Here is a 19,105-nt window from a genome sequence, read left to right on the forward strand (position 1 = left end):
GAACGCTTTGTTTTAAATAGTTTTAGTTACTCGCCGTTTGGCCATTTGCTGGGTTCATTGAGCGAGTGGTAAGCGTTACGCGTCTATCAAAAAAGTTATCTTCTACTGTGTTGCTGTTAGCTAATGCTTGCTGTTCACCAAATGCTTGCGTACTTAAGCGTTTGTGGCTCACACCGTGTTTTATTAAATAGCTTTGCACCGCATTTACACGCGCTTTAGAAAGTAAAAGGTTGGCTTGCTCGTCGCCGCGCTGATCGGCAAAGCCACTTAAATCAAGTGCGAGTTGTGGTTGGTTGTTTAACAAGGTAACAAGTTGGTCTAACTGCAGTGAAAAATGCGGGGCAATAACACTAGAACCTGTTTTAAATTGCACCGTCATCGCCAATAAGTTATTAATTTGAACTTGAGTTAACTGCTCATTTTGATTGGCAAGTACCTCTAACTGTTGCTCTAACATATTGTTGTGGTTAAGCACGTGTTGGTAATCGTTGGTTTTTTCTTTCATTACCGTAATGGCACGCTCTTGCTCTGAAATTTTGTTATCAGCTACTTTTGAATCGCCTATTAAGCCACCGGAAAATGCCCCAATAAACGCACCAATTGGCCCGCCTACTACGCCGCCAATAATAGCGCCTGCACCTAAACCAATAGCCGTTTCTTTATGGGCTTCTTTTGATGGCGTGTTAGATGTTGAGGCAATTGCTGGAGTACAAAAACTAGCAACGAGTGTTAACGCGATTAATGTCTTCTTCATGATGTGATCCTTAAACTTACTTTTTAATTTGCGATGTTTTGTTTTGATGGCTCTATTAAAACAAGTTCAAGTGGCAACAAAGGGGAGCAAAAATGGCAAACTGCTGAGCAATTGTGGCAAAAAAATGGCAATTGCCTTTTTAAGCGTACTTAGCTTAAAAACTTCGTTATAGTGCACAACAGAGGCAATCGGATAATGATTAGAATGAAAAAAATAGCCATCGTTGAAGATGAACCCGCAATCCGCGAAAACTACATAGAAATGCTGAGCGCACAGGGCTACCAAGTGAGTGGCTTTGCAGATCGCGTCAGCGCAGAAGCTGAATTTAAAAATGCCCTACCCGATTTAGCCATTGTTGATATTGGCCTAGGCCATGAAATAGATGGGGGGTTTTTACTGTGCCAAACATTGCGTTCGCTTTCTAAAACACTGCCTATTATTTTTTTAACCGCCCGCGATAGCGAAATAGATACCGTATGCGGCCTGCGCATGGGCGCCGACGACTACCTAACAAAAGACATAAGCTTGGCTCACTTGGCTGCACGTATTGGTGCACTATTTCGCCGAATGGAAGCACTTGAACAACCCGCTGATGCAAACGCACTCATAACACGCGGACAGTTAACGCTCGACACGCAACGTATGCAGGTATTTTGGCAGCAACAACTCGTTGATTTAACCGTAACCGAATTTTGGATGCTGCATTCACTCGCCCAGCGACCCGGCCATGTTAAAAGCCGTAACGAATTAATGAGCGATGCAAAAATTTACGTAGACGACAGCACAATTACCTCGCACGTAAAACGTATTCGTAAAAAGTTTGTAGCACTCGATGACGCCTTTGATTGTATAGATACCGTGTATGGCATGGGCTACAGGTGGGAACAACACTAATGCTACGATTTGGCCTGCGCAGTAAATTTATATTACTTTCATGTTTTTTGTTTTTGCTACCGTGGCTTGGCTACGAGTACGTATGGGAAATGGAAAAGTTTTTACGCCAAGGCCAAGAAAAAACCCTAGTAGGCACCACTCGCGCACTTGCGACTGCATTGCACGAACGCCCCGCATTATTTGACGAACAAACCAACTTTTTAGACCAAGTAGTAAAAGGGCGCGATTTATACGCTTATAATCTTAAAAATCCTATTCAATTAGACGGTAAACTCACCGATTGGGACAGCTACCAACCACTATTTTGGCATTACGATAAACGCTACTTACAAAAAACAAACAGTACTCATAAAGCCAGCGACTTGTCGTTTGATCACATGGTGGGAAAATTTGATAATTACTTATATGCGCTATTTAAAGTAACTGACGACACGCTTATTTATCGCGCTAAAAATAGCTTAAGCATTACCAATAACGATTATTTAAAAATTGGCCTAAAAACGCCTGACGGCCAATTTAATACCTACATTATTGCCCCGCGCCAAAACGGTTGGGTTAATGCGTTTGATGCTAAAACCAAAATACCTTTTACAAAAATTCAGGGGTATTTTGAAAGTACTGACACTGGCTATAATGTAGAACTGCGCTTTCCTATAAGCATGCTGGGCAACAAACTTGGCTTTGCCATTGTTGACATTGATAGCAAAGAGGCATTGTTAGAACCAAAAATAATGTCGACCTCAAACTTAAATAACCCGAACGATTTAGGCTCGGTATTAGTCCCTTCTCCAGAAATCAGCCGTATTTTAAAAGGCATGGGCCACAGTGGCAGCCGCATTTGGGTGGTCGATAATCATCATCGGGTATTGGCACAAACAGGAACTATTCAAAATGCAGATGGCGTTTGGGCTGATGGACTTGCTAACCAGGCTCCTGAGACGTGGTGGCAGCGCTTTGAGCAAAATTACTTGCACCCAATTTACTATAAAATATTAACGCGCCCAGAAAACGAATTTTTAGATACCCTGCACGATGTAGCTTCTATGCAAGGCACGCACTTAGCGAAAGCATTAAAAGGACAACCAGCATCGTCTTGGCGATTAACACCCGACAGTAAAGCCGTTATTCTATCGGCCGCTTACCCTATTTGGATTCAAGATCAAGTAATTGGCGCGGTAATAGCAGAGGAAACCACAAACGGCGTACGTACGCTGCGTAATAAATCGCTCGAAAAACTATTCAACGTTATTTTAGCCGTGATGCTAATTGGTACTGTCACGCTATTCTTTTTTGCCTCGCGTATATCGAGCCGTATTAGGCGACTGCGCGATACAGCTGAGCAAGCAATTGATGCACAAGGGCGTGTTACCGGCAGTATTAATTACAGTGATGCTAACGATGAAATTGGCGATCTGTCGCGTAGTTTTTCAAACATTGTTAGTAGACTTGGTGGCTATACCGATTACTTAGAAAATATGTCGTCGCGATTATCACACGAGCTGCGCACGCCTGTTGCCGTAGTGCGCTCGTCCCTCGAAAACTTACAAAGCTTGCCGCAAAACGAGCTGAGCCAAAAATACCTCGATCGCGCCAGTGAAGGCGTTGAACGCTTAGGTAAAATAATAACTACCATGAGCGAAGCCACTCGCCTCGAGCAAAGTATTCAAAGTAACGAGCCTGAGCCTTTTGATTTACAAAAAGTAATAAATGGCTGTATGCAAGGCTATCAGCTTACTTATCCAAACCAATTATTTGCGCTTGATGTATGCCAAAACAAATTACCTATGCAAGGTGCACCCGAGTTTATAGCTCAGCTACTTGATAAGCTTATTAATAACGCGCTGGAGTTCAGTGAAGCCAATACGGCGATTAATGTAAGCCTTAAGCAGAGCGAAAATAAAGCAACATTAACAGTGAGTAACGCAGGCCCCACTTTACCCGAAGGATTAACTGAGCATATTTTTGACTCTATGGTGTCGGTACGTAGCCAGCAAATGCAGCAACAGCCACATTTGGGATTAGGGCTTTATATAGTAAGGCTGGTGTGCGATTACCATAAAGGCAGTGTAACAGCGCAAAATAACGAACAAGGCGATGGTGTGGTATTTACTGTGAGCTTGCCTTTACATAACTAAAATAGCTAATAGAGCGGTTTAACGCGCCGCTTACCCCTTCAAAACTGCCGATTACAATTTAGTGCTATTTCAAATGTAACTATTCACTTTTTATTCAGTCGAATGACCATACTCTACATCGTATTAAAGTATTAAATTGAAGGAATACTCATGAAACCATCACTAGAGCGTGAAGAACTAGACTTTATTTTTGACTTATACAGGCCCTCTAAAAAACCTGAGTCTGAAAATGTAAAACCAAAAAGTACTAACTACAAAGAACTAAGAAAGCACGACACAACTAAAAACCAAGGCGTATCGCACTACTTAGTCTAATTTTATTACGCTTGGGACTTCTCATGTTCTAAAAATGCTTTAATGCAGTTTATTTCTGCTAGTTTTACTTCTTCGCCTATTTCAGGGCCTTTTTTGCCATTTTTAAGTGCATTTTGCACTATCTGCTTTTTATCCATTTTTTGTAGTTCAGTATGAATTGCTCGCAGTTTAACTGCTTGCGGGTATGGCTTATCAACCAGCGTTTCACCACGCCCTTGTGCATCACATTGGCACGCTTGGGTAAACGCTGTAAAACGATTCGGATGCACCAACGCATTTAAGTTAGTCACTATTAGCTTGTGAACGGTTTGCGGCCTTAGTTGATCGACCGTATGGCAAAGCGTGTGGTTATCACTGGTGAGTACACCAATGTCGCGAAAACGGTTAGGCACTTTTAAACGCTCACAAAACTTTTCAACTACCGCTACACCTTCGCGTTCATGCCCCCGTAAATTTCCATGCTTTTTAAAACTAAGTGCTTTACCAAAGTCATGAGTCAGGGCTGCAAAACGAGTTTCTAAGTTAAAGTTTAAATCAGCTGCGCGCCTAAGTACCAACATAGTATGTACAAATACATCACCTTCGGGGTGATGGTTTGCTGGTTGCGGTACATTAACCATGCGCTCAAGCTCAGGAAATATCCCTAAGCCCTGCAGTGCTTCAAAATAAAGTTCGGGGTGCTTTTCGCCAAGGGCTTTTTCGGTCTCGAGCCATACCCGCTCAGATACTAAATGATTTAACTCACCTTTATTTTTAAGCTCACGCATTAATGCATACGTACTTGGGTGAATACGCCAATCACTGCCATAGCGCGCTAAAAAACGGGCAATACGCAGTACTCGAACAGGGTCTTCTACAAATGCCTCAGTGGTGTGGCGCAGAGTTTTACTTTGTAAGTCAGCTTGGCCATTAAACGGGTCTATAATATTACCGTGCTCATCAAGCGCCATTGAATTTATGGTTAAATCACGCCTTGCTAAATCCTCTTCTAGCGTAACGGTTGGGCTGGCATCAACCACAAAGCCAGTATAACCTTTGCCGCTTTTGCGCTCTGTACGCCCCAGGGCATATTCTTCTTTTGTTTTTGGGTGTAAGTAAACCGGAAAGTCGCTACCGATTGGTACAAAACCGAGCGACTCCATAGTCTGTGGCGTCTCGCCTATAACTACATAGTCGTTATCTTTTGATTTTATATTTAGCAGCTTGTCGCGCACTGCACCACCAACGAGGTAAACTTGCTTTAAGTTACTTTTCACTTTATCCCCATAACATCAGCTTAATTATTTGACACTAATCATATCATTAATTAATAAGTTCTGTGATGTTTGCCAAGCTTATGTAAGCTCATTACAATGGCGCATTATTTTTAGCTATAGCCACGTATTTAATGAAAAATCATTCATCAAAAAAAGAACTTATGTTACTGCCCATTTTATTAGTCGTTATTTTAATGTGTGTGGCGGGTCACTTTTTGCTACAAGCAAATTTTCAAGACAGTAATATGGTTGAATACATGTTGGCGGCTTTGCCGTTTGCTATGTTTGGATTGGTTATTGTGGCATTTAAAATGGCGGCTAAAAGCGAAAAGGATGAACAAAACGAGCAGGACTCTTAATCCTGCTTTTTGGCTGATTTAAAGTACGTGGTAGCCAAACCAGTCTGGCTTTATTGTTTGAGCTTGCCCGCTTGGAGTCAGCTTAATATTTAATTGGCTGTCGAGTAAATCAATCGCAAAGCAATCGTCTACGTCGTGCAAATCGTCTTTATGAATATGGCTAAGGCCTGCAAGTAAATCGTTTTTAGCGCGTTGCTTGGCTTCATGGCTACTGCTTGCTACATACAGTGCAAAGTCGTGTTGCTCAGCCATAGAGTCACTTCTATAAGCCCCTAAGTTTACAAAATAAAGTTGTTTATTTTGTTCAACGTAGCTATCAACCACTTCTACTTTAAATCCATCAATGTGGTTTATTGCCATAAAGCTATCCATATGAACACTGCTTTTATCGCCCACCCATTGGCTTTTTAACTTTGAGTAGGTTTGCTCAATATTCTCCCCTACTACAAAGCGAATATCGTGCATTTCAATGTGGCAGCCTTGAATCCTGCCACCCAAATACACCATAAATAACTGCATGCTTTTCCTTAACCTAAATTATCAACATCAATATTATGCTTTTTAATCAACTTATAAAAATCTGAGCGATTACGTTTAGCAAGCTTAGCCCCTTCGGCTACATTGCCACCTGCCATTTTTAAAGTATTGATTACGTAGTCGCGTTCAAATTCTTTTTTAGCGTCGTTAAGTGATAACGGCTCTACGTTTGTTTCATTACTATTTAGTGCAGCCAACACTAAATGTTCTGAGATCACTTCGCTTGGTGTTAATGCGACCACTTGCTCTACGACGTTTTGTAATTGACGAATATTACCCGGCCAATCGTAACGCACAAGCGCATGCATGGCATCGCTGGCAAAGTGCTTTTCATTTTGATTCATACGTTTGGCAATGCTTGCGCTAAAGTACTGCGCTAATAAGCTTATATCTTCGCGGCGCTCACACAGTGGCGGTAATTTTAAATTAACGACATTTAAGCGATAGTATAAATCTTCTCTAAATTGTTGGTTTAAAATAGCTTCGGGTAAATTTTTATGTGTTGCCGATACAATGCGTACATCAATTGCTATTTCTTCTTGAAAACCCACCGGACGAATCGTTTTTTCTTGTAATACGCGCAGTAGCTTAACCTGTAAGTTAAGTGGCATGTCGCCTATTTCATCTAAAAATAACGTGCCACCCTCAGCTTGTTGAAACAACCCTTGGTGATCTTTAATTGCGCCCGTAAAAGAGCCTTTTTTATGGCCAAATAATTCGGATTCTAAAAGCTCGCCCGGTACAGCCCCACAGTTAATTGCAACAAAAGGTCCGTCGCTTACGTGGCTATGTTGATGGATAGCCTGTGCAAGTAACTCTTTACCTGTACCACTGGCACCAGATATAAGTACATTAACTTGCGTTGGCCCAAGTAGTTTTACTTGTTCGAGCAAGTGAAGCATTGTGCCACTACGCGTAACTATATTGCTTTTTGGCGCGGCTTCATCAGCGTTCACACCGTGAATTTCTATCGCTTTAGCAAGGCTGTCAAATAACTCATCTTTATCTACAGGTTTAGTTATGAATGCAAAAATGCCTTGTTTGGTCGCTTCTACCGCATCAGGAATAGAGCCGTGCGCTGTCATCATAATGACAGGCAACGCAGGGTAACGGCTTTGCAACTGGCGATGCAGTGCCATGCCATCCATTTCATCCATACGCAAGTCGGTTATTACAGCGTCAAACACTTGGCTTTTAAGTATTTGTAGTGCAATTAAGCCACTTTCACAGGTCGTTACTTCGTACCCTTTTGATTCAATGCGAATAGCGAGCAGTTTTAATAAGCTAGCGTCGTCGTCAACGAGTAATACTTTTGCACCTTGCACTTTAGTTGCTGCCATAGTTACTGCTCCTTAGTTTCTTCTCGTAGTAAAAGCTGTTGCTCAATAGTTGCTAACGATGAGAGTGTTTCTTGCATTTTATTGTTAAGTGCTTGCTGCTCTTTTTTAGCGTTTATTTGCATCGTCACTTGCTGTTTTTGAAGCCATAAATACTGCTTGATGTCATCTGGCCAAAAGTAAGCTAAATCGAGTTTTAGTAACTTAGTCATTACTGTATTTGGATCATCATTTATATTTAAACACATAAATTTAAAAAAGCGTTTAAGGTCGCTCTCGCCTGTGAAAATATCTTTTTTAGGCACTAATTTAAATCCACCACACTGATTAGCGTGCCATGCAATAACTTGATCTGCTGGAGGATAACTAGGTTCAATTTTTGGTCTGGGTTTTGGACTAGGTTTACTGTTTTTGTCGTTTTTTATTTTGGTATCGACCACAGGTGCAGGTGTAATTGACACACGCTCTTCTTGCCCATTATTAATTTCACAACCTGATATAACCATGCTGCTACTGAGCACACTTAAAATAGCGATTAAACGCAAGCGCATGTTAATTAACTCCTAGATTTTTTGTTATGGGAATTTTAATTGAAAACCGGCAACCATGCGGCTCGTTATGCTCAACAGTAAGTGTTCCTCTTAACTGTTCAACAGATTCTTTTACAATAGTTAAGCCCAGCCCACTGCCTTGCAGCGTAACATTTTTACTGTGTTTACCTTGATAAAACGCGCTGAAAATTTGGGTTTTTTCTTGCTCTTTAATACCGCATCCTTTATCAAGAACAGCAATGCAAAGTTGATTTTGCTCAAGTGCTAAATTAATAGTAACGATCTGCTTATCTTCTGAAAATTTTAAGCCATTTGAAATAAGCTGAATTAAAATCATCTCAATAAGCTCACTAGGTAAAGCAAGCGGTTTATTTGGTAAGTTATTTTGCCATTTTAAAGCCTGCTCACGCGCACTTAAACGATGCTCAAAATGACTATTAATTTTATTAATAAGAAGGCTAAATTCAACTTCGCTTAGGCTGTCTTTACTGGTGCGAATCGCATTATAACTCAGTAAACTATCAATCATTGTACGAAGGCGCACCATAGATTGGCTAATAAGCTCAAGCACTGCTTTTTGCTCACCTGTAATTGGGCCTACTATTTCATCAGTTAGTAAATCAGTGCCTTCGACCATTGAAGCAAGCGGCGTTTTTAGCTCGTGTGTTACATGGCGTAAAAAAGTATCTTTTTGCTGCTCAAGCATATGAAGTTGCTCTTGCACCCATTGGAGTTTTTCTCCTAGCTCAACTAGCTCAGCGGAGCCTTTCACAGATATTTTTTGCTGCCAATGTCCCTGCCCTAGCTTATCAATAACCGTAGTTAACCCTTTTAGTCGCCCACTTATGCGCCATAAAAAACCACCTCCTACAATTAAAGTAAGTGGAATAAGTGCCACCAGCCAGTTTATAAATGAAGCTTGCAAGCTTGTCAGCTCATTTTGGTTATTGGTGATTTGCGCTTCGTTTTTATCACGTAGCCATAAAGTAAGCTCAGCAACTAAATCACTCACTGGCACAAACAGCTCAGCTTGTTGTTGTTTTTGCTCAACCAATTCAGCATGCGCGGTTTGTAAGGTGGTATATAAGCGCTGCCATTGGTGAGTATAATCTTTATTCGTGTTTACAAATTTAAGCTCATCGATACTTTGCAGGGATGACTGCCATTTATCAATAATTAGTTTATCGAGTGATTCACTTTTTAACACCCAGTTTTGCCTAGTGGCACGCTCAAGGCTGTTGAGTTCTTGCTTTAGAGTATTAAACGATTTGGTAACTTGGTAGTTGTTACTTACAATACTTTGAGTAACCGCTAACTGCTTATTAAGGGCATTTAAAAACACAATTACCACTATAGAAAGGGGGAGTAACGAAAGCAGCATACTCATTGCAAATTGCCCAATTAAATTAGGCCGCCAGTTAAGCATTGCTTGGTATTTTTTAGCTATGGTTGCTGGCATTGCGTTTCGTCCTTTTAAGTTAAGCACTCTATTATTAAGTGCTTACCTTATACACTAGCTGAACCAGCAATTATATTTAATACGATTAACAACTAACACTAACAAAATAGCGTGTCGCCAAATGGAGACAACGTAAGTTGCTGATTTTAAAACCCTCTCATCAAAATCATTAAATAATGTTGCAAAAGGCACACAAGAATTACAATAAACCCCGTAAAAATCTCTCACACTCTTAAAGTGAAAACAATAACACATTGAAAAATAACAACTATTATTTTTGGCATCATTTTTGTAATAGGAGTAATAACTTTAATCAATAAGGAAATAATTATGAACAAACGCATTTTAGTAATTTCATCATTACTGGCTTTAGGCTTTTTAGGCGCTAACGCACACGCTATGGACGTTCACGCGACTTTTAACGAGCTTGATAAAGACAGCAACGGCACATTAAGTGAAGCCGAAGCAGGTGAAGATGCTGTTTTACACGAGAATTTTTCTCAAATTGATACCAATCAAGATGGGCAATTGTCGCTAGATGAATTCAAAAAATTTATTCAATAAACTCATTTAATAAGGAACGTGATTATGAAACAACTTATAGCCGCTTTTTCATTAATGTTTTTAGCCATTAGTGCAACCGTACTAGCATCGCCAATAAACGTGCGTTTTTCCCATTTAGATAAAAATATGGACGGACAAATATCAATTGTAGAAGCAAAAGAAGACAAAGAAGTAATGAGACAGTTTGCCGACTTAGATGAAGACGGTGATGAAAAAATCTCAAAAAAAGAATTTGAAAGCTTTAAACCTTAATCAGTAATTATTGATTAAGCTTTACTTAAGCTTGTTATAGGTAGACTGGAATTAAAAGCATTTGCCATAATCCCTGAGGGAGTGTGTAAAAGGATTTAATGTTGGGAGTTAAATTACGGCAAGTGCTTTTTCCTCTTATTTCAGCCACAAAATTTTAATACATCTTTTGGAAGGAACGCCATGAAGATACTTTCTCTAGTTATAAGCATTTTAATGCTATTAAGTTTTGATGCCGCTGCACTTGATGTAAAGCAACGCTTTGATCACCTTGATAATGACAAAAGTGGCTATCTGACACATGACGAACTTGATCCCCAACCACAACTTTTAAACACATTTGTAAAATGGGATAAAAATCAAGATAACCAAATTTCGTTAATCGAATTTAAAAATTACCTTACTAATAACCTCTACTGAGTATTTTTCATGAAAAAAACAAGCTATATAACGCTTTTTGCGTTTAGTATTTTTAGCACATTAGGCTTTGCTGCAAGCAACAATGTTGCAGAGCAATTTGAAAAACTTGATAGAAACCAGGATGGTTTTTTAACACGCGCAGAAACAGCAGTAGATCCCGCTCTTTGGTCTCGGTTTTCAAGCTACGATCAAGACAAAGACGGTAAGCTAACGCTAAGTGAATACAGCTTATACGCTAGCAAATAATACTAAAGCTAGGCAAAACACCTAGCTTATTATATTTATATTAATTACGTTCAGGCTTTATTTTTAGAACAATGCGCCAAATATTTTGCATCGGTAGGTTTTGGGCTTAACATAAAATCCATTTTAAGATAAGTTAAAATAGGTTGCTTACTCGTATTTTCAGCTGTCGCTTTCCAGCGCCATAAACCCACAGCAGCTGCCGCATTATTATCAAACACGCCCTCAGGGTAAGACGAGATAACCTTATACCCTTGGGCTTCACCTTGTGAATTAATTACCATTGCTAACTCAACACAACCTGAAATGCTTTTTTTTGCGGCTTCCAACGGGTATCGTGGTTCGACCCTTTTAGCAATATTCCAATACTCACCAGTTTTACTTCGAAGTTCGGGACTTGATAAATCAATAAAACTCGGCATCTCTTCGTTTGCTTGTTTATCAGATGTTGAGCTACATGCTGTTAGCAATATGCTCAACGGGAGTAATAAATAGAGAGCTTTCATAGTATTTCCTTATTCTTGATGCTTATTTAGTTATTTGTAATATTCGTATTAAACTCATACTCATACTCATACTCATACTCATACTCATACTCATACTCATCAGATTTTATAAAGGTTCGATCTAAAACGTTACACACACTTAAAGTAACTTTAGAGTGAGGTAAATAAGTACTTTTTTTCAAACCTTGTAATTTTTCTCGTTACTTGAAATGTTTCATCAGTAGGAGATTTTTTTTATTTCCCCTGTTACTAAAAATGTTTCACCAGCCGGACAATTTTTTAGATATTTTTTACCTACAGGTATTGAATCAATCATGAAATCAATTCTGATATGCGTAAGAACAGGTTGTTTAGCTACATTTACGGCAGTAGGTAGCCAAGCCCATGCACTTAAAGATCTCGCTGCGGCTTCATCAAATAACCCTTTAGGATATGAGGAAATTACTTTATACCCCTGCGCCTTACCCTCAGAATTAATAATAGTCATTAACTCTACACAGCCCGCTAAGCCTTTTTTTGCTGCCTCTACTGGGTATCGTGATTCAACTTTTGTAAAAATACTCCAATAGTCTTTCACCCTATCGCGCAGCTCAACACTTGATAAATCTATATAATTGCGTATTTCAGCATTTGATACATCAGTATGGTTTAGCTTTTCTACACTTTTATCTGCAGTAGGTGTCGATCCACATGCCGCAAGTAATGAAGTTAATGGGAGTAATAAATAGAGGGCTTTCATAGCGTTTCCTTATGCTTTATTGATTGTTTTACATACTAAATAATCACATCAATTACCTATTTTGTAAACAGTTAATATAGAGAAAAACCTTAGAATCAGGCTCTATCAATTCATTGGTATTATAAAATTAAGTTTGTTAATGTAAGTAAATTAACAATAAAAATTAAGTAACTATGTATCTCAGAAAAGTACTCAAACCGCTCATACTAGCCAGCTTATTTGCTGGCTCTAGCTATGCTATCGCACAGACAAAAGTAATTTATAACGCGAATGGTTATACCCCTTTATACCAAGGTGAAGTACAGCAATTCACTACCCTCGTTATTAAAAATGGCAAAGTAGTAAAGCTAGGTAGCGATACACTTAAAGATAGTTACCCAGACGCTAAACTAATTGATGCACACGGTAATACCTTATTACCTGGCTTAATTGATGCCCATGGGCACGTTATTGGCCTAGGAGATAACTTATCGCAACTTGATGTACGCGGTGCAAAATCAGTTGATGAAGTAACAAATAAACTAAAAATATTTGCCGATAAAAAACAAGGCTGGATTATAGGACGTGGTTGGAACCAAGAACTTTGGGCTGATACACGCTTCCCTACAGCTAAAGATCTAGACAAAGTAGTAAACGATCGACCAGTGGTACTTTCGCGGGTTGATGGCCATGCCATTTGGGTTAATTCAAAAGTGCTCGAACTTACTGGTATTACTGCTCAAACAAAAGCGCCTGATGGAGGTGAAATAATTAAAGACGAATTTGGTAATCCTACAGGTATTTTTGTAGATAAAGCAGAATCGTTAATTACCCAGCATATGCCAGCCCCCTCAAGGCAAGATATAAGTGACTCACTAGATGCAGCAGGTAAGCATTTATTAAGTTTAGGCATTACTTCTACTCACGATGCTGGCATTGATAAAACCACATGGGAAGTTTACAAAGAGCGCGGCGACCTTGGTAATTTACCGCTACGTATTGTCGCAATGTTAAGTGGTGCAAGTCCTGATTTAGGCACAATGTTAAAAGCAGGCCGATACCACGACAAAAATGATTTTATGGAAATTCGCAGTGTTAAAGTTTACGCCGATGGCGCACTGGGCTCTCGCGGCGCCGCTCTGATTGAAGAATATGCAGACAGATCTGGCCACTATGGTTTAATGCTTGAAACACAAGAAAAACTCGAGGCGCTCTTTACACAAAGCTTTAAAAGCGGCTTTAGCGCAAACACCCACGCAATTGGCGATAAAGCAAATAAAGTAGTACTCGATGCCTATCAAAATGTATTTAAAAAAACCGGCGGTATATTACTGCGCAATCGTATCGAGCACGCACAAATTGTAACGCCTGAGGATATCCCTCGTTTTAAAGCGTTAAAAATAATTCCTTCAATGCAGCCGGTGCATGCCACTTCTGATATGCATATGGCAGAGCAGCGTTTAACTGAAAAACAATTAAGCGGTGCCTACGCTTGGCAAACATTTTTAAAGCAAGGGTCTGTTGTTGCAGCAGGATCTGATTACCCTGTAGAGCTTGCAAATCCATTTGATGGTTTGTATTCAGCTATCACACGCATGGATCATAACAAGCTGCCTGAAAATGGCTGGCGCGCAAGTGAAGTACTAAGCCGCGAAGATGCATTACGTGCATTTACTCTCGGAGGCGCTTATGCAGCTCATCAAGAATTTAAGGTGGGTAGTTTAGAAAAAGGAAAATGGGCCGACTTTATTTTAATTGATAAAGACTACTTTAAAGTGCCTGTTGACGAGATATACAAGACGAACGTGCTACAAACATGGGTAGCAGGTAAGCTTCGCTATAAAAAAGAAGAGGTTACAAAAGCACCATAATCAAAAATAAACAAATTAATTATTAAATTTAATTAAAGTAATCAAAAAGTGTGTCGATAAGGAGGGGTATTTATAAAATCCCCTTATGTTTCAGGAAGAAAACATGTTATCAAAAAAGATATCTCTTACTTTATCGACACTTTTTACACTTTCACTTTCAGCGTGTTCTACTCATCCCATTTATAATGGACATGCACCACAAAACAATATTGGCTATAATAACGCTCACAATCGCTATGCTGAATATAACCAGCCTCGCGTTAGTAACTGGCAGTTTCCTGAAAATAATTACCGCCCAATTAACAGCAGTAAGTTACTAAGTAATTATACAGAGCAATTAGCAATGAAGCTGATTGAAAATATGAATTACATAAATAGTAGTACGCCTATCGCTATCACTTCGTTTGTAAATTTAGACGATAACCTGCAAACCACTAATATTTTTGGTAATCATTTAGCTGAAAGCTTTATTACTGAATTACAAGAGTTTGGTTTGTCAGTTGTTGATTACAAACATACAGGTACAGTGCACGTGACGCCCTTGGGTGATTTTTCGTTTAGCCGAAATGGTAAAGACATTAAAGGCTATCCACATATTGAATACACCTTAACTGGCACACTTACGTACACTAATCGTGGCGTTATTGTTAATGCTCGTATTATTGGTGCTAAATCTAAAGTAGTGGTGTCATCAGCTAAAGGGTTTATACCAAGCTTTGTAGTTGAATCGCTATACCCCACTCGTAGAACCGATGGGATAGTATTAGACGCCATTCAATAAAAGCAAAAAGGGTTAACGCAAGTTAACCCTTTCTGTTTGTGTAATAAAACATGTTTAGCTAAACATGTTTTTCACATCAGTTAGCATATCGTTGTATTCATCACTTGTGAATAATTGCATAGATGGTATTACACCTTTATCTATATATGTTTGCAGCGCTGCCGATTTATCAGAAACTTGTAACGTCCCCTCTAAAATAGCCCCTACTCTTATAAAGTCTACGTAACTAACCTTATCAGGTTTGTAACTTGGATCTGCCCAGCTTAGAGCCACATCTACAAACTCTTTAGGAAACTCCCAAGCTTGCATGATGGATGAGCCAATTTTTCCACTCAACTTTTGAATTGCGTGAGCTAAAAAGCTTGGATTTGCAAATACTTCTGGGTGGCGCTCAGCTTCAGTTAAAATTGGTAATACACCAATATTATAAACAAGCGCAGCTAATGTAATTGAATCACGGTTTAATGAAGTGTGTTTATTGTTTTTTAAGTAAAACTCCATGAGTGTTATTGAATGGCTAGCAACCGTTAATGTTTTTTGCCATGCCTTACCCATGTAGCCTTTAATTAGCTCATTGTTTGATACAAATAATTGCTCCATAGCCATAGCCGTTGCAATATTTTTAATTTGGCGCAGTCCAATACGCGTCACTGCTTGATGCAAATTAGATACTTTTACAGAGCGTCCCATAATTGCACTATTAGCTACTTTTATCATACGAGCTGAAAGCGCTGGATCTTGTGAGATTACATCTGACATTTGCATTAAATTAACATCAGGGTTATCTGCAGCTTGGCGAACCTTAATCGCTACTTCAGGTAGCGTTGGTAAAACCAACGTATCGTTATTTATTCTATCGACTAGAATCGTTAATAAAGCGTTTTCTGTAGACATAAAGCTGCCGTCCTTTTGTGTTCAGCCTGTAAAGTAACTGCAAACTCAGGCAGTTAATTTTTGTATTAGTAATATAATTAGTATTGTCTAACTTACCGATAAAGTTAAGAAAATTATAGAAGTTTATTTTTATTTATAATGTTTTACCGCTCATGCTTGCCTTACAACGCCAAATACTTGCTATTTACCATTTAGTTTTGCTTTAATGCACTCACAATAAGGAAGCGTTTGTACGTATTTAGCCTTTTAACTAAAGCAGTACAATTATTAAACTTACTTTTTAACAGGCAATATAATGATCTTAAATAAAATTAGCCAAGCAATTATGCTCTCTGGTGTTGTTTTTCTTAGTGCATGTTCTGAACAAGCACCGTCTTCTACCGACAACACAGCCGTAGAGCTTGCTCAAAAAAGCAGTGCACAATCAGGTCCTAAGCTTATTAATGCAGATAAACAACGTTTAGATATTTACACCGACTTTAGCTTGAAAAGTGATTTATCACACTTGAGCGACAACCAAAGAGCGATGGTTGGAAAGCTTATTGATGCTTCAAAAATAATGGACGAGTTATTTTGGAAGCAATCTTTTGGTGAGAATAAAGATGCTTTTTTAGCAAAGTTAGGTGACGAAAAAGTACGTAAATTTGCCGATATTAACTACGGCCCATGGGACCGTTTAAATGGCGATGAAGCGTTTTTATCTAGCTATAAAGAAAAGCCTCTTGGCGCACAGTTTTACCCTGCCGATATAACTAAAGAAGAGTTAAACAATGCAGATGTTGAAGACAAAACAGGGCTTTACTCTGTAATTAAGCGTGATGAGCAAGGTAAGCTTTATAGTGTGCCATATTCAAAAGAGTATGCCGTTGAGCTTGCAAAAACAGCCGACCTTTTACGTGAAGCAAGTAAACTTGCCGATGATAAAGAGTTTGCTAATTACCTAAACCTGCGTGCTGACGCTCTACAAAAAGATGACTTCCAAGTTTCTGACTTTGCTTGGATGGACATGAAAAACAACCCAGTAGATGTGGTTATTGGCCCAATTGAAACTTATGAAGATCAATTATTTGGTTACCGTGCTGCTTATGAATCTTACGTACTTATTAAAGATTTAAAATGGAGCGAACGTTTAGCTAAATTTGCAGCATTTTTACCTGAACTTCAAAAAGACTTACCTGTTGATGCTAAGTACAAACAAGAAGTACCAGGCTCTGACGCCGATCTAAATGCCTATGATGTTGTTTACTACGCAGGGCATTCAAACGCTGGCAGCAAAACAATTGCAATTAACTTACCAAACGATGAGCAAGTACAGTTAGAAAAAGGGACTCGTCGCCTGCAACTTAAAAATGCAATGCGCGCTAAGTTTGATAAAATTTTAGTGCCAATTTCAGAGCAGTTAATTGTACCTGAGCAGCGTAAACACATTACTTTTGATGCCTTTTTTGCCAACACTATGTTCCATGAAGTAGCGCATGGTTTAGGTATTAAAAATACAATCACTGGTAAAGGAACTGTTCGTCAATCATTACAAGAGCACGCGAGTGCGCTTGAAGAAGGCAAAGCCGATATTTTAGGTTTGTACATGGTTGAGCAATTGCTTAAAAAAGGCGAGATCACTGAAGGTACACTTGAAGATTACTACACGACGTTTATGGCTGGCATATTCCGCTCAGTACGTTTTGGTGCATCAAGTGCGCATGGTCAAGCGAATATGATCCGCTTTAACTTTTTTGCACAAGAAGGCGCGTTTTCTAAAAATGAAGCGGGCTTATATAGTATAAACATGGAAAAAATGAGCACTGCTATTGCTGACCTATCTCGCTTAATTTTAACCTTACAAGGTGATGGCGATTACGAAAAAGTAGATCAACTAATCGCAACTCATGGTGATATTAAAGAAGAACTTGCTAAAGACTTAGAAAAACTAAGCAAAGCAAATATTCCTGTAGATGTTACGTTTAAACAAGGTAAGGAAGTACTAGGTTTAAAATAACCTAGCACGGTGATAATTTAAGAGCGCTGTAGTTTATAACTGCAGCGCTTTTTTATTATTTATCGTTTACCACTTCACGCACTACAGGCTCTAGACTTTTCATACCCCAGCGTTTTCCTTTATCAAGCGCGGCCCCTACATCAAGACCCTGCTCATGTGCAGAAATTGCAATCAACGCTCCAACTCGATTGCTACTTGCGCAATGCACTAAAATCGATTCTCCCTCAAACTCATTAAGTAAGTTTGTTAAATTACGCGCATTTTCAACAGTAACATCCTTCGCACCTGCAATAGGTAATGCGTGATAGCTCATCCCTAAAGATCGCACAAGCTCACCTTCATCCCACGTTTGTTCACTAGAGGAGCGTAGGTTTATTACATGCTTTACACCTGCAAGTGACAACAGCTTAATTTGCTCTGCACTGGGTTGGGCAGCAGAGTAAACATGATTACTATGTTCAACTAAATTTTGTATGTCTGTTTTTTTAATAATTTCAGTGTTAACTGGCTGCTCAATTGCAACTGCAAAGTACCCTCCTGATAATGCGACAATAAATAAACCCGTACAAAGTTGATTGATTAGTTTCATTTTATTCCTTATTGATTAGAGTCTGTTGACCTTCAGTATTAAAATTTTTTCGACCTAGGGCAGCGCATATTTGGCATTTATACTACGTTATCGCCTATTTATGCGAAGCAGACGCACAACATAAACATAAACTCGGCCTTACCTAAAAACTAAACAGACTACTAAAAATTTAACCCCGAAAGATAAATAAACCCGAACAGCTATTAAAAATGGTTTTTTAATTTTACTATTTGATCATCAGTATAAGGGACTGCAGAAAATTTACCCCAAATTGGCGCAGGCCAAGCAGCATCACTCGTAAAGCGCGCAATATGATGAATATGTAATTGCGGTACCATATTACCTAAAGCCGCTACGTTTAACTTATCCGGACTAAACACATCCATTAATAACTTACTTAACTTGGCTGACTCTTTTAAATAAACTACTTGATCATCCTCAGATAAATCAATTATTTCTCTTAAGTTAGCCTGCCTTGGCACTAATACAAACCACGGATACTGACTATCGTTTAATAAAAGTACTTTACACAGCGGCCAATCAGCAAGTTCTATACAGTCACGTTTAAGCTCTGGTGCAAGTTCAAATTTAGGGTTTGTCATTGTTATGTCCTACTTTGTCTTTAATAATCGCCACTTTATAGCATTTAGTTGCAGTTGCACACGCTTGGCTTTAAC

General features: G+C 39.1%; 22 protein-coding genes. 11 read left to right on the plus strand and 11 right to left on the minus strand.

Features of this window, described 5'->3' with window-relative positions; genetic code table 11:
* Nucleotides 1–22: 22 nt before the first annotated feature.
* Nucleotides 23–754 carry a sortase-associated OmpA-like protein PdsO gene (gene pdsO / locus GQR55_RS09990; protein WP_166420470.1) on the minus strand — a complete coding sequence of 244 codons (732 nt, stop codon included), beginning with the start codon at nt 752–754 and terminating at the stop codon, nt 23–25.
* 204 nt (nt 755–958) lie between these two features.
* Between pdsO and pdsR the strand changes: the two genes are divergently transcribed.
* From pdsR to GQR55_RS10005, 3 genes are all read left to right on the plus strand, one after another.
* Entirely contained in the window at nt 959–1,648 is a 690-nt protein-coding gene (pdsR, locus tag GQR55_RS09995) for a proteobacterial dedicated sortase system response regulator (RefSeq protein WP_166420518.1), read from the plus strand.
* Nucleotides 1,648–3,783 (plus strand): proteobacterial dedicated sortase system histidine kinase, encoded by a 2,136-nt coding sequence (pdsS, locus tag GQR55_RS10000; RefSeq protein ID WP_166420471.1) that lies wholly within the window; start codon nt 1,648–1,650, stop codon nt 3,781–3,783. Before pdsR ends, pdsS begins: the two co-directional genes overlap by 1 nt.
* A 150-nt stretch (nt 3,784–3,933) precedes the next feature.
* The gene (locus GQR55_RS10005) at nt 3,934–4,098 is read left to right on the plus strand and encodes a hypothetical protein (RefSeq protein WP_166420472.1); all 165 of its coding nucleotides are present in this window, start codon (nt 3,934–3,936) and stop codon (nt 4,096–4,098) included.
* 5 nt (nt 4,099–4,103) lie between these two features.
* Here the strand turns inward: GQR55_RS10005 and GQR55_RS10010 are convergent, their stop codons facing one another.
* The gene (locus GQR55_RS10010) at nt 4,104–5,354 is read right to left on the minus strand and encodes a multifunctional CCA addition/repair protein (protein ID WP_166420473.1); all 1,251 of its coding nucleotides are present in this window, start codon (nt 5,352–5,354) and stop codon (nt 4,104–4,106) included.
* Between the two features lie 131 nt (nt 5,355–5,485).
* Here GQR55_RS10010 and GQR55_RS10015 point away from each other — a divergent pair, with 131 nt between their 5' ends.
* On the plus strand, nt 5,486–5,713 hold the full coding sequence (locus GQR55_RS10015) for a hypothetical protein (RefSeq protein ID WP_024611697.1): 228 nt from the start codon (nt 5,486–5,488) through the stop codon (nt 5,711–5,713).
* Between the two features lie 18 nt (nt 5,714–5,731).
* On the opposite strand, the gene GQR55_RS10020 is transcribed toward GQR55_RS10015, so the two are convergent.
* From GQR55_RS10020 to GQR55_RS10035, 4 genes are read right to left on the minus strand one after another with little or no spacing between them, the layout of a single operon-like run.
* The gene (locus GQR55_RS10020) at nt 5,732–6,232 is read right to left on the minus strand and encodes a DUF1543 domain-containing protein (RefSeq protein WP_166420474.1); all 501 of its coding nucleotides are present in this window, start codon (nt 6,230–6,232) and stop codon (nt 5,732–5,734) included.
* Nucleotides 6,233–6,240: 8 nt separating this feature from the next.
* Complete coding sequence (locus GQR55_RS10025; protein ID WP_166420475.1) at nt 6,241–7,590, minus strand: sigma 54-interacting transcriptional regulator; 1,350 nt, start codon at nt 7,588–7,590, stop codon at nt 6,241–6,243.
* Between the two features lie 2 nt (nt 7,591–7,592).
* Nucleotides 7,593–8,138, minus strand: a complete 546-nt coding sequence (locus GQR55_RS10030; RefSeq protein ID WP_166420476.1) for a hypothetical protein — start codon at nt 8,136–8,138, stop codon at nt 7,593–7,595.
* Between the two features lies 1 nt (nt 8,139).
* A complete protein-coding gene (locus GQR55_RS10035) occupies nt 8,140–9,597 on the minus strand; it encodes a HAMP domain-containing sensor histidine kinase (protein WP_166420477.1) in 1,458 nt (485 codons plus the stop codon).
* Between the two features lie 330 nt (nt 9,598–9,927).
* Between GQR55_RS10035 and GQR55_RS10040 the strand changes: the two genes are divergently transcribed.
* The 4 genes from GQR55_RS10040 to GQR55_RS10055 all read left to right on the plus strand — a co-directional run bounded on the left by GQR55_RS10040 (nt 9,928) and on the right by GQR55_RS10055 (nt 11,076).
* Nucleotides 9,928–10,161, plus strand: coding sequence for an EF-hand domain-containing protein (locus GQR55_RS10040; RefSeq protein ID WP_002961641.1), 234 nt, complete (start codon nt 9,928–9,930; stop codon nt 10,159–10,161).
* Nucleotides 10,162–10,185: 24 nt separating this feature from the next.
* Nucleotides 10,186–10,413, plus strand: coding sequence for a hypothetical protein (locus tag GQR55_RS10045; RefSeq protein WP_166420478.1), 228 nt, complete (start codon nt 10,186–10,188; stop codon nt 10,411–10,413).
* Between the two features lie 180 nt (nt 10,414–10,593).
* A complete protein-coding gene (locus GQR55_RS10050; RefSeq protein WP_149593610.1) occupies nt 10,594–10,830 on the plus strand; it encodes an EF-hand domain-containing protein in 237 nt (78 codons plus the stop codon).
* Between the two features lie 9 nt (nt 10,831–10,839).
* Entirely contained in the window at nt 10,840–11,076 is a 237-nt protein-coding gene (locus tag GQR55_RS10055) for an EF-hand domain-containing protein (RefSeq protein ID WP_166420479.1), read from the plus strand.
* A 50-nt stretch (nt 11,077–11,126) separates the two neighbouring features.
* Here GQR55_RS10055 and GQR55_RS10060 read toward each other — a convergent pair whose 3' ends face one another.
* Together GQR55_RS10060 and GQR55_RS10065 are read right to left on the minus strand one after the other, a co-directional pair.
* Nucleotides 11,127–11,579: an energy transducer TonB gene (locus GQR55_RS10060; protein ID WP_166420480.1), complete on the minus strand. Its 453-nt coding sequence runs from the start codon at nt 11,577–11,579 to the stop codon at nt 11,127–11,129.
* Nucleotides 11,580–11,796: 217 nt separating this feature from the next.
* Nucleotides 11,797–12,318 carry an energy transducer TonB gene (locus GQR55_RS10065; protein ID WP_166420481.1) on the minus strand — a complete coding sequence of 174 codons (522 nt, stop codon included), beginning with the start codon at nt 12,316–12,318 and terminating at the stop codon, nt 11,797–11,799.
* A 173-nt stretch (nt 12,319–12,491) separates the two neighbouring features.
* Between GQR55_RS10065 and GQR55_RS10070 the strand changes: the two genes are divergently transcribed.
* The gene (locus GQR55_RS10070) at nt 12,492–14,168 is read left to right on the plus strand and encodes an amidohydrolase (RefSeq protein ID WP_166420482.1); all 1,677 of its coding nucleotides are present in this window, start codon (nt 12,492–12,494) and stop codon (nt 14,166–14,168) included.
* A 103-nt stretch (nt 14,169–14,271) separates the two neighbouring features.
* Nucleotides 14,272–14,949: a FlgO family outer membrane protein gene (locus GQR55_RS10075; RefSeq protein ID WP_166420483.1), complete on the plus strand. Its 678-nt coding sequence runs from the start codon at nt 14,272–14,274 to the stop codon at nt 14,947–14,949.
* Between the two features lie 54 nt (nt 14,950–15,003).
* On the opposite strand, the gene GQR55_RS10080 is transcribed toward GQR55_RS10075, so the two are convergent.
* Nucleotides 15,004–15,843, minus strand: a complete 840-nt coding sequence (locus GQR55_RS10080) for an HDOD domain-containing protein (RefSeq protein ID WP_166420484.1) — start codon at nt 15,841–15,843, stop codon at nt 15,004–15,006.
* 295 nt (nt 15,844–16,138) lie between these two features.
* Here GQR55_RS10080 and GQR55_RS10085 point away from each other — a divergent pair, with 295 nt between their 5' ends.
* Nucleotides 16,139–17,839, plus strand: coding sequence for a Zn-dependent hydrolase (locus GQR55_RS10085; RefSeq protein WP_166420485.1), 1,701 nt, complete (start codon nt 16,139–16,141; stop codon nt 17,837–17,839).
* Nucleotides 17,840–17,894: 55 nt separating this feature from the next.
* On the opposite strand, the gene GQR55_RS10090 is transcribed toward GQR55_RS10085, so the two are convergent.
* The gene (locus tag GQR55_RS10090; protein WP_166420486.1) at nt 17,895–18,428 is read right to left on the minus strand and encodes a hypothetical protein; all 534 of its coding nucleotides are present in this window, start codon (nt 18,426–18,428) and stop codon (nt 17,895–17,897) included.
* A 203-nt stretch (nt 18,429–18,631) separates the two neighbouring features.
* A complete protein-coding gene (locus GQR55_RS10095) occupies nt 18,632–19,030 on the minus strand; it encodes an HIT domain-containing protein (RefSeq protein ID WP_166420487.1) in 399 nt (132 codons plus the stop codon).
* Between the last annotated feature and the right edge of the window lie 75 nt (nt 19,031–19,105).

The organism is Pseudoalteromonas sp. Z1A8, from assembly GCF_011378855.1.
Lineage (GTDB): Bacteria > Pseudomonadota > Gammaproteobacteria > Enterobacterales > Alteromonadaceae > Pseudoalteromonas.

Coding starts and splice junctions, on each gene's coding strand:
- pdsO (WP_166420470.1), bottom strand. CDS start 754: ATGAAGAAGACATTAATCGCGTTAACACTCGTTGCTAGTTTTTGTACT.
- pdsR (WP_166420518.1), top strand. CDS start 959: ATGAAAAAAATAGCCATCGTTGAAGATGAACCCGCAATCCGCGAAAAC.
- pdsS (WP_166420471.1), top strand. CDS start 1,648: ATGCTACGATTTGGCCTGCGCAGTAAATTTATATTACTTTCATGTTTT.
- GQR55_RS10005 (WP_166420472.1), top strand. CDS start 3,934: ATGAAACCATCACTAGAGCGTGAAGAACTAGACTTTATTTTTGACTTA.
- GQR55_RS10015 (WP_024611697.1), top strand. CDS start 5,486: ATGAAAAATCATTCATCAAAAAAAGAACTTATGTTACTGCCCATTTTA.
- GQR55_RS10020 (WP_166420474.1), bottom strand. CDS start 6,232: ATGCAGTTATTTATGGTGTATTTGGGTGGCAGGATTCAAGGCTGCCAC.
- GQR55_RS10025 (WP_166420475.1), bottom strand. CDS start 7,590: ATGGCAGCAACTAAAGTGCAAGGTGCAAAAGTATTACTCGTTGACGAC.
- GQR55_RS10030 (WP_166420476.1), bottom strand. CDS start 8,138: ATGCGCTTGCGTTTAATCGCTATTTTAAGTGTGCTCAGTAGCAGCATG.
- GQR55_RS10035 (WP_166420477.1), bottom strand. CDS start 9,597: ATGCCAGCAACCATAGCTAAAAAATACCAAGCAATGCTTAACTGGCGG.
- GQR55_RS10040 (WP_002961641.1), top strand. CDS start 9,928: ATGAACAAACGCATTTTAGTAATTTCATCATTACTGGCTTTAGGCTTT.
- GQR55_RS10045 (WP_166420478.1), top strand. CDS start 10,186: ATGAAACAACTTATAGCCGCTTTTTCATTAATGTTTTTAGCCATTAGT.
- GQR55_RS10050 (WP_149593610.1), top strand. CDS start 10,594: ATGAAGATACTTTCTCTAGTTATAAGCATTTTAATGCTATTAAGTTTT.
- GQR55_RS10055 (WP_166420479.1), top strand. CDS start 10,840: ATGAAAAAAACAAGCTATATAACGCTTTTTGCGTTTAGTATTTTTAGC.
- GQR55_RS10060 (WP_166420480.1), bottom strand. CDS start 11,579: ATGAAAGCTCTCTATTTATTACTCCCGTTGAGCATATTGCTAACAGCA.
- GQR55_RS10065 (WP_166420481.1), bottom strand. CDS start 12,318: ATGAAAGCCCTCTATTTATTACTCCCATTAACTTCATTACTTGCGGCA.
- GQR55_RS10070 (WP_166420482.1), top strand. CDS start 12,492: ATGTATCTCAGAAAAGTACTCAAACCGCTCATACTAGCCAGCTTATTT.
- GQR55_RS10075 (WP_166420483.1), top strand. CDS start 14,272: ATGTTATCAAAAAAGATATCTCTTACTTTATCGACACTTTTTACACTT.
- GQR55_RS10080 (WP_166420484.1), bottom strand. CDS start 15,843: ATGTCTACAGAAAACGCTTTATTAACGATTCTAGTCGATAGAATAAAT.
- GQR55_RS10085 (WP_166420485.1), top strand. CDS start 16,139: ATGATCTTAAATAAAATTAGCCAAGCAATTATGCTCTCTGGTGTTGTT.
- GQR55_RS10090 (WP_166420486.1), bottom strand. CDS start 18,428: ATGAAACTAATCAATCAACTTTGTACGGGTTTATTTATTGTCGCATTA.
- GQR55_RS10095 (WP_166420487.1), bottom strand. CDS start 19,030: ATGACAAACCCTAAATTTGAACTTGCACCAGAGCTTAAACGTGACTGT.